The sequence below is a fragment of the Paenibacillus sp. E222 genome, from assembly GCF_013401555.1.
GTDB lineage: Bacteria > Bacillota > Bacilli > Paenibacillales > Paenibacillaceae > Paenibacillus.
Window position 1 is genome coordinate 1,441,321 of sequence record NZ_CP058552.1, and the last position, 15,078, is coordinate 1,456,398.

14 protein-coding genes are annotated in these 15,078 nt (G+C 45.8%); 10 read left to right on the forward strand and 4 right to left on the reverse strand.

The window, feature by feature from the left end; all coding sequences use genetic code 11:
- Positions 1-557 precede the first annotated feature (557 nt).
- The gene (locus tag HW560_RS06500; protein WP_179262433.1) at positions 558-914 is read left to right on the forward strand and encodes a nucleotide excision repair endonuclease; all 357 of its coding nucleotides are present in this window, start codon (positions 558-560) and stop codon (positions 912-914) included.
- A gap of 281 nt (positions 915-1,195) precedes the next feature.
- Positions 1,196-1,945, forward strand: a complete 750-nt coding sequence (locus tag HW560_RS06505) for a Bax inhibitor-1/YccA family protein (protein WP_064641623.1) — start codon at positions 1,196-1,198, stop codon at positions 1,943-1,945.
- Positions 1,946-2,246: 301 nt separating this feature from the next.
- Here HW560_RS06505 and HW560_RS06510 read toward each other — a convergent pair whose 3' ends face one another.
- Both HW560_RS06510 and HW560_RS06515 read right to left on the reverse strand, forming a co-directional pair.
- Positions 2,247-2,930: a 4'-phosphopantetheinyl transferase family protein gene (locus HW560_RS06510; protein WP_179262435.1), complete on the reverse strand. Its 684-nt coding sequence runs from the start codon at positions 2,928-2,930 to the stop codon at positions 2,247-2,249.
- Positions 2,931-3,013: 83 nt separating this feature from the next.
- On the reverse strand, positions 3,014-3,886 hold the full coding sequence (locus tag HW560_RS06515) for an arylamine N-acetyltransferase family protein (RefSeq protein ID WP_179262438.1): 873 nt from the start codon (positions 3,884-3,886) through the stop codon (positions 3,014-3,016).
- A 241-nt stretch (positions 3,887-4,127) separates the two neighbouring features.
- On the opposite strand from HW560_RS06515, the gene greA reads away from it, so the two are divergent.
- Entirely contained in the window at positions 4,128-4,604 is a 477-nt protein-coding gene (gene greA, locus HW560_RS06520; RefSeq protein ID WP_090902976.1) for a transcription elongation factor GreA, read from the forward strand.
- A gap of 74 nt (positions 4,605-4,678) precedes the next feature.
- Here the strand turns inward: greA and HW560_RS06525 are convergent, their stop codons facing one another.
- Entirely contained in the window at positions 4,679-6,025 is a 1,347-nt protein-coding gene (locus tag HW560_RS06525; protein ID WP_179262440.1) for a hypothetical protein, read from the reverse strand.
- A gap of 469 nt (positions 6,026-6,494) precedes the next feature.
- Here HW560_RS06525 and HW560_RS06530 point away from each other — a divergent pair, with 469 nt between their 5' ends.
- A complete protein-coding gene (locus tag HW560_RS06530; protein ID WP_179262442.1) occupies positions 6,495-7,859 on the forward strand; it encodes a sodium-dependent transporter in 1,365 nt (454 codons plus the stop codon).
- A 176-nt stretch (positions 7,860-8,035) separates the two neighbouring features.
- Positions 8,036-9,130, forward strand: coding sequence for a dual-specificity RNA methyltransferase RlmN (rlmN, locus tag HW560_RS06535; protein ID WP_090902983.1), 1,095 nt, complete (start codon positions 8,036-8,038; stop codon positions 9,128-9,130).
- Between the two features lie 451 nt (positions 9,131-9,581).
- Here the strand turns inward: rlmN and HW560_RS06540 are convergent, their stop codons facing one another.
- Positions 9,582-10,022, reverse strand: coding sequence for a GNAT family N-acetyltransferase (locus tag HW560_RS06540; RefSeq protein ID WP_090902985.1), 441 nt, complete (start codon positions 10,020-10,022; stop codon positions 9,582-9,584).
- A 173-nt stretch (positions 10,023-10,195) separates the two neighbouring features.
- Between HW560_RS06540 and HW560_RS06545 the strand changes: the two genes are divergently transcribed.
- From HW560_RS06545 to HW560_RS06565, 5 genes are all read left to right on the forward strand, one after another.
- Positions 10,196-10,672 carry a MarR family winged helix-turn-helix transcriptional regulator gene (locus HW560_RS06545; RefSeq protein ID WP_090902987.1) on the forward strand — a complete coding sequence of 159 codons (477 nt, stop codon included), beginning with the start codon at positions 10,196-10,198 and terminating at the stop codon, positions 10,670-10,672.
- 55 nt (positions 10,673-10,727) lie between these two features.
- Positions 10,728-11,828 carry a glycosyl hydrolase family 8 gene (locus HW560_RS06550; protein ID WP_306459229.1) on the forward strand — a complete coding sequence of 367 codons (1,101 nt, stop codon included), beginning with the start codon at positions 10,728-10,730 and terminating at the stop codon, positions 11,826-11,828.
- A 114-nt stretch (positions 11,829-11,942) separates the two neighbouring features.
- Positions 11,943-12,818, forward strand: coding sequence for a diguanylate cyclase domain-containing protein (locus HW560_RS06555; RefSeq protein ID WP_179262446.1), 876 nt, complete (start codon positions 11,943-11,945; stop codon positions 12,816-12,818).
- A gap of 162 nt (positions 12,819-12,980) precedes the next feature.
- Positions 12,981-14,276 (forward strand): glycosyltransferase family 2 protein, encoded by a 1,296-nt coding sequence (locus tag HW560_RS06560; RefSeq protein WP_090902993.1) that lies wholly within the window; start codon positions 12,981-12,983, stop codon positions 14,274-14,276.
- 240 nt (positions 14,277-14,516) lie between these two features.
- Entirely contained in the window at positions 14,517-15,065 is a 549-nt protein-coding gene (locus HW560_RS06565; protein WP_179262448.1) for a hypothetical protein, read from the forward strand.
- Positions 15,066-15,078: the final 13 nt, after the last annotated feature.

The window sequence follows — 15,078 nt, forward strand, 5'->3', positions numbered from 1 at the left end:
GCATCATGCCGGGCTGGGGTGAAACGTGATCCATTTCTTTTATAGTGCTGCTGCTATAACTTTCTAGGTTGGCGTTGCATGACTAGTCTCTCTAGGATCGATAGCTATCTGTCCTTCTACGTGTGTCTATTTACTCTCGTACGGCTATAATTGCAGGCTTTCTAGGTCAATCCAATTCTATACTATCTTCGAAAATCTAGGATCTTTCTACGTTTGCTTGCTGCAAGGGTCGAATAGATGATGAATCGTAAAGCTATAAAGCTAGGTTCTTGCTAACTGTACTCTTGTCGTGCGCACGTAACAGAATTCAGTATGAAAAAGATGATCAATCATAGGGTACAATAGACGGAAGTAGATATAAAGACATATGTCTTAGTGCCCAAATTCTTCCTCATACCCCTATAGTACCACTTTGAATCAGGAAAGTTAACCTTTTTTTGAAATATTTGTCGTAAGTGTTGGAAAAAGCGTGAATAGTGCTGCTTATAGAATGAAATGGTGTCCTTTTGGGATATATGATAGGATGTAGACCTATAGATAATGAGGAAGTGAGCCTATTGATTAATATTACTGTGCCAACACCAGATGTCATCATCACGAAGCAGGCTGATCCACAGCTTAGCCACATTTATGGATTCACCGATTTCCACCTGATTACACGAGAAAAAGGTGGTATCTTCATGTTTTACAATGCCGATGATGAGTTGTTATTTGTCGGGAAAGCACGAAAATTAAGACCGCGCATCAAGAAACATTTTGAAGATACGGTATCACCAATGAAGTCACACCGCGAGGAAGTAACCACCATCGAAGTATGCGTTATTGAAGATCCGGTGGATCGCGAAATTTACGAGACCTATATCATCAACACGATGCGTGCGAAATACAATGCAGATAAAGTGTTGTACAAATAAAGTATCTCGAATATACCCCAAGAGCGTTAACAATTGGAATCAAATGATTGAAATGTGCTGAATATAGTAAAAATCACTCTTTGCAACGTTTGGGACATATAGCCTATACCTTGCGTAAACAGACAAGGATGCGATCTGCGGATTGCATCCCACGTCTGCTTAGAAGCCATAGAATTTTTGTTTTTCAATATGCAATTTATTATGTAGTTCGTAGAAATGGCAATGTAGAACGTAGAGATGGTAGTGCAGGATTAACCAAATACATAGAAGAGGTGATTGTTTTGATCGGACGTAGCGGTAACCCCACACTCAAAGATAGTACGTTTGAAGACTCCAGAGGATATGGAGATGATCGGTATCAAACCAGAATGACGATCAACGGTACAGTAAACAAGGCGTTTATTACGCTGGTAATCCTGCTGGGCAGTGCATTTGCATCCTGGATGATGTTTTTCAATGGGCAGGAAGTGCTTCCTCTTGCATATGGAGGGGCGATCGTCGGATTTATCCTCGCATTGATTATTTCGTTTAAACCTGTTGCAGCGCCGTACCTTGTGCCGATCTACGCCGTGGCAGAAGGGATGTTCCTCGGTGCACTCTCGGCTACGTATGAATACTTGTATAACGGCATTACGCTGCAAGCCGCTTTGCTGACCATGGCTGTGTTTATTGCTCTGCTGATGGCATACAAGACCAGATTGATCAAAGCTACGGAGAATTTCAAGCTGGGGGTTGTGGCAGCAACCGGAGGTATTATGATTATGTATCTCCTCAGTTTTGTGCTTGGTTTGTTCGGGATTACCGTTCCCTATCTTCATGACAACAGCCTGATCGGAATCGGCATTTCTGTCGTCATCGTTATTGTGGCTGCGCTGAATCTGGTACTTGATTTTGATTTTATTGAAAGTGGTGCCGACAACGGTGCTCCGAAATATATGGAGTGGTACGGTGCATTTGGATTGATGGTTACGCTGGTATGGCTGTATATTGAAATTATTCGTCTGCTCGGGAAGCTGCGGAGCCGGGATTAATTACTTCAAATTTGTGCAAACTTAATTATGCAACTCGTCATCAAAAGCTAACTCGTGCCCAAAACACGCAGTTAGCTTTTTTTTCCTTTTACGGGATAGTCCTAACATCGAAATGTGTACATCAGCGATACTGACGCGGCTGCAACGATATGAAAAAACAGCGGTCAGGTTCTCTTTCGGAGGCAAAAGAAATCTCCATCATTGACGCAGGAATCCCAAGTTTCGAAAAAATCCCTGGCGGGTTCGCCAGGGATTTTTAAGCATGATTGTTATTGGAGGAGAGGGGTTTGTAACCCCTCCTTCATAATAATGCCTGATACAACTCTTCGATTGTGATGATATCCGGCTGGGTAGGTAAAGCTTCTCCTGCGGAACAAGCTGCTAACATATGCCCATGATCCAGTCGCAGGCTGAGGAATGGATAAGCGGCTGCTTCTGGCGAGTGCCAGTTCCCGTCAGCATTACGGATCATGGAGAATGAATCAAGTGGCATGGACAGGCCCATGCCTACGGCCTTGATGTAGCTTTCCTTTAACGTCCATAGACGGTAAAAGGTTTCCAGCTGCATCTCAGTGGGCTCCGCATCCAGAAATTGACTCTCCGTGAGAGAGAAGAATCGCTCCGCAATCTTCATATCGATGGGCGCCATTTTTTCCACATCTACACCTAGATCAGCGTCACCGCCAGAGATTAAAGCAATCCAATCGCCGGAGTGCGAGACATTAAATTGAACATCTGCATGCTGACTGAGTGCAGGTTTGCCGTATTTGTTACGGGTAAAGGAAAGTTCTTCTGGCCTTAGGCCAGTCAACTTGCTCAGCGTCACACGGGTCAACACTTCACCCAGAACAGAGCGATAGGCATCCGCCTGATGTACAAAACGTGAAGCTTGTCCTCGTCTTTCCTCAGATACCCGGGACAGAAAAAGGTTCCAGTATGCCTCCGGCAATTCTGCCGGAACTTGAAGAACTTGAATCGTTATCATCATTTATCACCTGACGATGTATTCGGCATCGATTGCAGACTTTCCTTTATAATCATCGGTTTATCGGGTCTGCGCGTGTTGCTTCATACCTGCTTTGTTCTTTTCCATTCTTCATGTGCAGCCTGTACCCGTCCCCACATTTCATTGCGTTCCACTTCTGTGTAATTCACCAACGGTTCGTGGAATTTCTCAGCCAATACGTCTTTCCACTCGGTGTAGGTTTGAATTTCCTTTTTGCGGATACCTTCACGGTCATGCGTCCGGAGCATACATCCACGTAGTTCGTTGCTTTGGAGAGCATGCCTTTGACGGAGCAAAAATGCGTTATGCCAGGGCGAATCGGCTGATTGGCTGTAGAATTCATGCTTGGGAATGAACTCTTCCAGGCTGGTAAGCTCTTCGGGAGCGAAGTCGACACCCTCACTTGGCCCGTTGGGCTCATATTCAAGTCTCCATCCGCCAGGAGCAACAGATGAAGGCATTAATGTATAAGTAAACGGGGCCGATCCATAGGTTCCATAACGAAGAGGGAGCGGTTCGAAGGGCATGCCACCCAGACCGACATCCACAATCCAACGTTCCACATTCGGATCTGCATCTGGCAAAGAGACCGACAGACCGAGATGGAACGAGTTCACACGTGGCTGCTCTCCATATGGCTGAACTCCGGCACGATGCCAATGCACCGTATATGCCAGAGAGCGAAGCAGAACGCTGAATGCGCCATTCAGATGAAAACAGTAACCACTGCGGCCTTGCAATATAAGCTGGACCGATTCTTGAAGATCAATACCCGCAGGCCGACCTGCAAAAATATCGACCGTTTGCCAGGATAGATACTGCACATGTGCCTGCTGGATTTCGGATAGGAATTCCAGGGTGGGTTCCTTGATATTATGAATGCCTATCCGTTTCAGGTAGGCCTGTATTTCAGACGGAGTCAATGTAACATTCATCCAGATCACCTCGAGTCATGTAGTGGGCGTATTATTAATTGCTGCTGCCCTGAATTCATTGTAAAAGTGAACGGATGAAATGAATACACTGGTTTGCTTCAATTGTACCGGTACAGTCTAAGGAGACACATACACATCTTTCCATCAATGGGAGCGTTATTTCTTTTTCTTGGTATGTTAACCGTTTGGAGTGGATATAGGTTAGAATATAGATAGAAAGCAGGATTAGGAGATGGAAAAAATGGCTAATGATGAAGTGATTTTGACACAGGAAGGCTTGGAAAAGCTGGAGGACGAACTGAGGGATTTAAAGACGGTGAAGCGTAAGGAACTGGCGGCGCGTCTGAAACTCGCGATCAGTTACGGTGACCTGAAGGAAAATAGTGAGTATCATTCAGCCAAAGATGATCAGGCTTTTATGGAAACCCGCATTTTGATTCTGGAGAAAATGCTGACCAAAGCAAGAGTCATCACTTCGGACAATATCGACTCGAACAAAGTAAGCATTGGCTCAACCATTCTGCTGAATGATATCGAATTCGCCGAGAAGATTGAATACATGCTGGTGGGTCCGGCCGAGGCGGATGTTGCCGATAACAAAATATCGTACGAAAGCCCGCTTGGCAAAGAACTGATGGGCAAAGAAGTAGGCAGTGTCATTCATGTCAATGCGCCGATGGGCATTATCAAATATGAGTTGCTTGAAATTAAAATTTAATCGAAATAGAGGTGTTTCCGCAACCATGGAGATGGGTGCTGGAACACCTCTTTTTTATTCTTGTAGGATCATATTCAGCTACGTTTTCGTCCATCCAGAACTTCACGGGTCATGGCATATACAACCCAGAGAAGGATCACGGTATGGATCATCGCAATGGAAGTGCCTATGCTTATGATCAAATCATTGCTCAGTCCTGAACCGTGCATGCTGAAGCTCGCTCCATGTCCTCCGCCAAAGTTACCAGGCCCATCACCGATGCGCGATTGTCCTTCCTCGGCTCCAAAGTCGCCACCAGAGCCCGTACTCATGATCATGGCAATATTTACGTAGGTCGTCAGGGAGAAGGCGATTGCTGCGTACATCCATTTACGTTCAAAGAACGGAATCAGAATCAAGAATAACAAAGCAGGTATGCTGTAGCGCTCATGAATTTCCGTTGGCAGCATAAAGAAGGCGAGATTCACCGCTACACCTGCAATGAGCAGAGATGAAATACGAATTTCCTTAATCAGCAGTAGATAGGCCGCTACTCCAACCACGGCAATGGCAAGCAGCAGCAGACCAAGCATTTTATACGTCACTATGCCAAACAACACCGTAGCATCGCTGGTTCCCGGATCACCAAGCAGGTGATACCAGATATTCATGGCGTTCAGGGAAAGCTGCGGATACATATTAACGGCGCTTCCGTAAGCGTTGGTCAGCATGGTGCCGAGGGTTCCATTTGCTGCAAAATAGAGAAGCACAGGCAGGGAAGCGATCGTTAATCCTGCTACAAATAGAAGCGTGGCCCGAAATTGTCTGTCATAAAGCTGGCGTAGTAATACAATACCGATGACCGGAGCAATGACAATCGCCTGAAACTTTGCCAGCAGGGCAACGGTGAACAATACACCCGCCAATAGAGGAGTACTTAGCAGCAGAACGGTTGACAGCACCATTAATGTACTATGCAGGATGTCGATCTGTCCCCACATGGCACTGTCGACCAGCAGACCGGGGTTGAAGGAAAGAACTGCAAGCAGCACCAACCGTGCACCAGAGCTTAGCTTTTTGAATGTGAGGGTCAAGACCGCCATGGACAGCATATCGAAGGCGATAGGCAGTATTTTCATGGACAGATGGCCAGCTGAGGCGGTTATGCCGAACCCATCCAGTATCCAGCGGTACAACCCCAGAATGAAGATAAACAAAGGGGGATAGTTCTGATCTTTTCCATACAGGTATGATTCACGAACCCCGTATTGGTGGACGGCATTGATCCAATCGACGAACAGGGACTGATCTCCGATATAACCCCTGAATTGTGTTCCGAGGTACAAACGCAGCAATAGACCGCCAGTAAAAATTAGAGCGGCATACAGCCAGAAATGCCTGTTCCAACGGGTGTTTGAATCTCTGTAGCTCAGTGTGTTCATCCTTCTCCTCCTAAGCATGGCGATTGAGATTGGTGCAAGTATAGGTGACCAAGCTGAAAAAGGGATGAATTTTTGGGAATACGTCGCCCCTGCAGAAGCTTAAAGTTTGCTGAAAACCAGTGAATAACATGGCGATTTAACATCTAAGAAGCAGAGCCTGTGAAGAGGTCCCTGCTTCTTGAAGGTTTGTTAATCGAAGGGGAAGTTGAGTTTGCGGCCATCTACGGAATTTCAAAATACAGGACAGGGTTGGCGTAGACTTTTTTATCACATACTGCATATGAGGAGGTTCAGTGGACTACATATCACATGCTGCTTGCTTTGTTAAGCGAAGAAGGCAAGGGCAGCATATTTAATGTAGACATTCCTGTAAATAAATAACATTTCGATTAATTTCGATTTTCGAATGACCTGAGGGGATGACTGTTATATAATAACGGAAAATCTTAGAACAGATGGAGTAGATATAATGAATTTCAGTAAGTCCAATAATTCCAATTTGAATCAAGAAGGACCGGGCAAAGGTGAACGCTTCTCACAGGCTGGATTCATTCTGGCTGCCATTGGTAGTTCAGTGGGTCTCGGCAACATGTGGAAGTTTCCTTATATTACGGGAGAGAACGGGGGAGCTGCATTTTTCCTGCTCTTTATCGTCTGTCTCCTGTTGATTGGTCTACCCGTATTGCTGGCTGAGCTTGCGATTGGCCGCAGCGGCAGAGGAAGCGCGGCAACAGCCTTTATCAAGGCAGGTGGGCAAAAAGGGTGGCTTGCGGCTGGTTTGCTGCAAGTATTGACGCCGTTTATCATTCTTTCCTTTTATGTCATCATTGCAGGATGGACGCTGCAATATGCAGTGACGTCATTCAGCGGTACGCTGTATAACAATCCGGATTATGCTGGGCAATTTGGTGACTTTGTAGGCGGTTATATGCCGATTGTGTGGCAGCTGATTTCAGTTCTGATTACAGGCTGGATCGTAGCCAAAGGGGTATCGAATGGAATTGAGAAGTTTAACAAAGTGCTGATTCCGGCGATGCTGGTTCTGCTCATTATCCTGATGGTTCGTGCAGTGACTTTGCCAGGAGCTGGTGCGGGGGTTTCCTTCTTCCTGAATCCGGACTTCTCACAGCTCACGACTGAATCTGCGCTGGTTGCGCTTGGACATGCCTTTTTCTCCCTATCGCTGGGTATGGGTATTCTCGTGACATACGGTTCATATGTTGATAAAAATCAATCGCTCGGTGCAGCAACCGTTGCTGTCGGTGCGGGTGACCTGATCTATGCGTTCATTGCGGGTCTTATTATATTCCCAACGACCTTCTCCTTCGGAATTGCACCCGATCAGGGTCCGTCGCTGATCTTTATAGCTCTTCCGGCAGCCTTCTCGGCTATGCCGCTGGGCTTCGTGTTTGGCGGGTTGTTCTTCGTGCTTCTGGCGATTGCGGCATTAACGTCGGCGGTATCCTTGCTGGAAGTTCCGGTGAAATATTTCATGGAGAGATTGTCCTGGGGCCGAAGCCGCGCGGTATGGACCATTTCACTTGCCGTTTTCATCGTTGGGCTTCCTTCGGTATTGTCGCTCGGCTTGCTCCCTGAATGGACCATTGGCTCGAAGAGTGTGTTCGACTGGATGGACTTTGTAGCATCCAACATTTTACTTCCGATTGGTGGATTGCTGGTTACTATTTTTGCCGGATACTTCTGGAAAAAGGCTGCCGAAGCATCCGGCCTGCGTGCAGGCTGGTTCCGGGTATGGCTGTTCATGCTGCGTTATGTAGCGCCAATTCTGGTGCTTCTGGTTCTGCTGCACACCTCCGGTATTATTCACTTCTAAACGTCTGGGAATTGAAGTGAAGAAATAAGTTACTGTGCAGATTTGCCATTGATAAAACCTCTTGGAAGAAATGCAAAAGCCCTTGTGTTCGCTCGTCAATTTTGGGACAATACAGAGTAGAGGTTTTTTCGATAGACCGATGAGCCATATGCTTTTTGCGAAAAGAGGACAATAACATGATTAAATCATCTATATATGGATTAACATTAGAGCAATTACGTGACTGGCTGCCGGAGCACGGACAGAAGAAATCCCGTGCTTCCCGCATCTGGGAATGGTTATATCAGGAGCGTGTGCACGATTTTACAGAGATGACAGACGTGCGTCAGGAATGTCTGGATGTCATTTCGGAGCACTTCACGATGAACTCACTGAGTGAACATGTGAAGCAGGAATCTGCTGACGGCACGGTGAAATTTCTGCTGCGTATGCAGGACGGCAATTTGATCGAAACGGTCTTAATGCGCCAAAAATACGGTCTCACTGTATGTGTAACCACTCAAGTGGGATGTAACATTGGTTGCAGCTTCTGCGCGAGCGGGCTGATCAAGAAGAGCCGCGATCTGTCCGGTGGTGAGATTGTGGAACAGATTATGCATGTACAACAGTATCTTGATGCAGCTGGTCAAGGCGAGCGGGTAACTAACGTAGTCGTGATGGGAATTGGCGAGCCGTTTGACAATTTCCAGAACATGACTGACTTCATCGAAGTGATCAAGCATCGTAAAGGACTGGCGCTTGCAGCGAAACGGATCACCGTATCCACGAGTGGGCTGCCTGACAAAATCAAGGAATTTGCAGACAGCAATCTGCAGGTTAATCTGGCGATCTCCCTGCACGCACCGAATAACGAACTGCGGACACAGATCATGAAGATCAACCGGGCCTTCCCGATTGAACAATTGATGGACGCGGTGGATTATTACCTGGCTACGACGAACAAGCGTATTATGTTTGAGTATATTTTGCTTCGGGACGTTAACGATCAGCGTGAACATGCGGCCGAACTGGCTGAACTGTTGTCCAGCCGCAAGAGTATGGTCAGTATCAACCTGATTCCGTACAATCCGGTGGATGAGCACAGTCAGTATCAACGGAGTACAGAAGAGTCCATTCTGGGCTTCTATGATACATTGAAAAAGAATAACATTAACGCAACTGTACGCATGGAACATGGTACCGATATCGATGCAGCCTGTGGACAATTGCGCAGTAAACAGATGAAAAATAACGCCACTGAATCTCAGTCAGGTCGTCTGGCTTTGGGATAAGAATGCAAGAGCCAACGCTCGGTTAGCGCATGGCTTCTGCGAGTCTGCGAGTGGTGGAACTCCTGCAACTCGCGTCGCCCATCCGCGTATGGGGTGGCGCGAGTTTTTTTTGATTTCGCACAGGTCGAAGTCCCCGAAGTACCTGCCCGTTATCAGTACACGTTTACTAGACCCCTCCCAATGTGGCGCTACATCTAACGAACACACCGCACCTTATTGTGGCAAATGATACGAATTAGAAATTCTAAGGAACTTCAGCCACGTTAATCCGGTAAAAGTAGCAGAAAAAGGTGCAGGTTAGGCTGTTAAACAGAAAATAAGGTGTATAGGATTCGTTACATTTTCAAAATGGGTGAATCCCCATTCATAGCGCTGACTAGGTTCATTAGAAACCAAAAAGAGCATCCCCAAGTCTTGTTCTTGAACTTTGAGGGTGCTCTTCTTTTTGTATTTATTTTAAGTTCTTGGTCATCAGCAGATGAGGAATGCCATCTTCCATGAATACGTCCGAGGCTGCCGTGTATCCAAGACGTTCATAGAACCCTGAGGCTTGTACCTGTGCGTGCAGCTTGGCCTTCTCAAGCCCTTGAGCGAGAGCCATCTGCTCCAGCTTATCGATCAGCACACGACCAAGTCCATGTTTCCGATAATCGATCATGACACAGATCCGTTCCAATTTGGCAACATTTTCGACTATACGCAGTCTGGATGAAGCAGCAGGAACGTCGTCTACGAAGAGCAGAATATGTTTTGCTTCCGTCTCCAGTGCATCATAAGCATCGAATTCGTCTTCAGCCGGCACCCCTTGCTCTTCAACAAAAATAGCGGTACGAATGGCGAAGCAGGCGTCGAGCAATTCCTGGTTATTAGCTTCAACAATAGTTATATTCATGAATGTTTCTCCTTTAGTCAATAGTATTCTTATCCTGACATGGTAAACTGGTAGAGAGCTTGAAAATGTATACCTGTTCCACGTGTTATCATGGTTAAAATTTAAACGGATTTAATTTAGTTATATCATCATATATGTTGCGAATGCAACAATTTTGTAGAGGAGTGAATGCAATGACTAAGAAAAAAGAAGTGCTCCGTGAAATCGGCATGATTGCCCGCTGTCTGGATTCGATCAGCAACGTTGAATTCCAACATTTAAACTTGTCTCGTGGACAGTATTTGTATCTTTATCGCATTTGTGAGAATCCCGGTATCATTCCCAACCAGCTCGCTGAACTAATCAAAGTGGATCGGACCACGGCGGCCAGAGCCATCAGCAAACTGGAAGCGGACGGGTTTGTCGTCAAACAGTCGGCAATGGGTAATAAGAAAAATAAGCTGTTATATCCGACTGATGCTGGTCTTGAAGCTTGGGAGTTTATTCGCAGGGAGGGTGTTCATTCCGATCAGGTAACGCTGGAGGGCTTAACGGAGGAAGAGATCGAGACAGCCGTTAATCTGCTGCGCCGTATGCGCCACAACATTGAGGTGGATTGGAAATTCGTCAAAAAGGGCGGCCGCCGGCCTTATATGGATCAATCTGAATGAGCTAAGAGTGATTTTTCCAGAGTTTTAAACAACATAGGAGGAAAGTATGCAGGTCATGAACCGGAAAAGACTAATGTGGTTGGTCATACTGGCAGTCAGTATAGCAGCAGCATGGATTATTTTCATAAAGGAGAGGTTTGTGATCAATGACCCATCTCCAACAGTCTCTTTTGTCCAGAATCATATGACCAACTCGAATGGCACTCTGGCCACCTATCTTCAGGATGCTTCGTCAGAAGATCCAAATATCGTGGCTGGTCGGGAGGCATTGTCTGAATCCATCGGACTGTGGATGCAATATGCCGTAACCAAGAACGATCAGGTGTTATTCGAGCAGAGTTATGATTTGTTAACGACCTATTTCCTGATGCCTCAAAACTATATTGCCTGGAAACTGGACGCGGATGGAACATCACATGTGACCACCAATGCGCTTGGCGATGATGTTCGAATCGTCGGGGCATTATTGAAGGCAGCAGATCAGTGGGAGCAGGGCCGGGAGGAGAAGCTGGCAACAGCCTCTGATATTGTCCGTACACTGACGCAATCCGTTCAGAACAAGGGATATTATGTTGATTTTCATGATTTCTCTAACGGCTCTTCCCCGGATACATTAAGTCTGGTTTATGTTGATCTGCAGGCGCTGCACGCGATGGAGCAGCATGAAATGCTGGAGCCCGGAACCTACATCAAATATGAATCCCTGCTGAAAAATATGCCGGATGACGGCGTATTTTACCCTAAAACCTTTAATGTTGTAACGAAAGAATATACATATGATGACACGGTCAACCTGATCGATCAGCTAATTGTCGCAAACCATCTAACGGCAACCGATCGGAGACCGGACAAGCTAATTGCCTTTTTGAAAAAAGAGTTCGATACCCGCCATCAGCTGCCGGGCCAATATAAACGTATGGGTCGTACACCCGCCGTATCCTATGAATCTCCATCTGTTTATGGACTTGCCCTGCTACTCGCTGTTCAATCCAGTGATCCAAAATGGGCCAAGCAGCTGTATAACCATATGATCACCTTTCGCAGTCTGGATAACGCTTATCCAGGAGGGTACGTATTTGATGGCGATACACATATGTTTGATAACCTGTTCCCTTTACTTGGCGAGACTGAATTACAAAAGTTTCTTGAAAAGTGATAATTCCGTCATTTTATGTGTTTAATATTGTGTTAGCATAATATTTGTCTATTCATGTCGTAATTTGTTGAATTCTAATGATCACTATCAAATTCTACTGGAGAGAAGGCACTTATGAGGAATAAAGCGCCCATTCGTCGTATTGCATGGGGATATGCCAGTTTGATCGGACTAGCCGTGATCCAGCAACTCGTTGTCTATCTTAAAATTTATATGAATCAGAGTTATACCACACTGGATGTGGTGTTCAGTATTGCATCGCTTGGTGCGCTGGTTCTTGGTTTTGTGATACCTGTCGGAGTGTCTGTCGTCGCCGGATTTGTATATCTGGTCTCTTACTTTGTCTGGCTTGTTACCTATGCGGATGTGAATGTGCTGACGTTCTCATGGTGGTTATTGATCCCGGCTAATGTGGCTGTGGCAGCTTTTATTAAGGCAAGTCTTGTGCGCAGTGCCCGTGTCATGGAACGTCTACAGGAGCTGCAGGAACGTAATCCGCAGATTGATCCGGATACATCCTTGGGTAACAAGGAAGCTCTTGCTGATACGGTCATTAAGCAAAGCAATCTTGCCAGACGTTATTCGGAGCAATATGGGTTCAGCATGGCTATGTTCAAGATTGAATTTTTGCCATTGGTACTGGAGTCACTTGGTTCCGTAAGATATGCACAGTTTCTGCTGGAGCTGTCCAATACGATCCAGAAGCAAATCCGGTATGAGGATTACAAGTTTTATGTGGATCGGGGACGGTTTGTGATCATTTGCCCGATGACCGATGCGGGGTACTTGCCAGTGCTTACAGGACGGATCAAAAAAGCGATGATGGACTTGCAGATAATTGATAAAAAAGGCAATGAACTACAGACGGTTATTCGATCCGGTGCACTGGTATTCCAGAAGGAACAGTTCGGCAAGTATGAGGATATTGATGCTGTTATTGCCGCGCTGGAACGGAACACGGAGACAGATCTCATTGGAGAGTATATATAAAACTAGCGTGAAAGGAGAGATGCTCTGTGGACTACATGTCATGGTTCATCCCGATTTGTATCGCCGTCAGCTGTATGTTCGCGGTTTTTACAATTGTATTAACGATTGCTACTCTTCGCTTTCGATCCAAGGTCAATCGCAAGTATGATCGGAGGAAGGTAAGTGGCTGATTTTATATTACTACTCTCCATATTTAGTATATGGATTGCCGTATTTGAATCCATAGTCATTATGGCTGGAGCCGTTCGTTTTATTCAAAAACAGGATAAAAAGGGGATTCAGATTCCTGAGAACATGGATCATTATCCCACTGTAACCGTCATGGTACCTGCACATAATGAAGGATTGGTAATTGTAGCTACCGTGGAGCATATTCTGCGTCTGAATTATCCTGAAGATAAGGTTCAGGTCATCGTTATTGCGGATAACTGCACGGACGATACAGCGGAGAAGCTGCGGACATTTCTCAGCCAAACCAGTTATGTACATCGGAATGTGACCATTATGGAGCGTAAGGGTACGGGAGGCAAGTCTGGTGCGTTAAATGACGGTCTGGAGATATCCACGGGTGAGTGGATTTGCATCTTTGATGCAGATGCTGCCCCTGAGCGAAATTCCTTGATGTTTCTGACACAGAAGTCGTTGGAAAACCCGGAGCAATACGGTGTCGTATTTGGCAGAAATAAAGCAAGGAACCGGGGGCAGAACTTCCTTTCCAAATGCATTAATCTGGAGATTATTACATCTCAACGAGTCTACCACACAGGGCTGTGGGAATTATTCCAGCTCGGTTCTATTCCGGGGACTAATTATATTATTAAAACGGAGCTGATTCGTGAGATTGGCGGCTGGGATGTCACGGCGATCACGGAAGATACGGCATTATCCTTTGAGATTTTGAATCGAGGGCAGTTCGTTGCCCTTGCACCTCAGGCAGAAGCCTATCAACAGGAGCCGGAAAAGGTCAGCGTGTACATGAAGCAGCGGGAACGATGGGCAAAAGGGAACTACCAGGTTGTTTTGGATAATATCCATAACCTGTTCAACCGGTCCAGCTGGCGTAACAAGTTGTTGGTTTTGTATTATGCGGTCAGTTACTTTTGGTTTATGCTCGCCATCATTGTATCGGATATCATTTTTCTCGTTAATCTGGTCTACCAGATCATTGCGATGTTCAAACCGGGAGTGAGTTCACCGTTCCAATTTGCCGGAGATGCGTATGTATTTCTCGTCATTGGCTGGGCGTTTATGTACTTTATATATGTATTGCAGATCAATCTTGCACTTGCGGCAGACATTGGGCAGAGTAATACTCGTAATTTCATATACGCCTGTGTATCCTATTTTACGTATGCGCAGCTGTTTATTCTCATCTCGATCAAAGCCTTTTACTCTTTGGTCATGGACAAGATCAAGAAACGTGAGAGTAAATGGTACAAAACGCAGCGCTTTGGTTGAGCTAGTCATCTGACAAACCACAAACCAGGCGATTTTGCATAGCAGGGCTGCTTATTCTTATAATTTAAGCAAGTATAACCTTCGAGGCATTCGCTTCCTGATATTGCAAGAAAACATCCGCCAAAAGAGTTATGGTTTCTTTGTCGATAGATGCTTTTCTTAGAAAATTCACAGAAAGCGGTGCTATACTTCTCCTCATCAGGAATAACCATTCATTGTGAAGGGGAAGGAACAACGATCATGAACAAAGCAGCCGTAAGGAAGAAAACGTATATACCGAAGAAAGACCGTAAATGGGTATTGCTCAGTCTGGTGGTGACAGCAGTTATTTTGGTTTACGGCCTGTGGAGTATGCTGCATCTATATATCAGTACCCCGAACTGGAACGACCACCACATCCGCGAGGCTTATAAGGGTTATGGCTCTCAGGCCCGGATATTGCTCTTTATCGTACTGGGTTATTACGTGATCCTGTTTGTAATGAAACGTAAATGGCTTGACGCCTGGACGCAAATCAGGAAACTAGCTGTAAAGCTTCTGGGCATAGCCCGGCGGTTACACGTCCCGATAGCCATTGTTGCAATGGGATTGATAGCCCTTCATGTGATTGGCGCTTTTTTGTTTAACTTCAAGCTGGATTTTAATCATATTACGGGATTGCTCGCTGGGATTGCTCTGCTTCCTGTTCCGATTGCCGGGATTTTCCGTTACAAGAAACTAGATCGGCAGTGGCATCTGAGGTCGGGTCTCGCTTTTGCTGTATTGTTCCTGATCCATGCTTTTCTATAAAAAAAGAAGTACA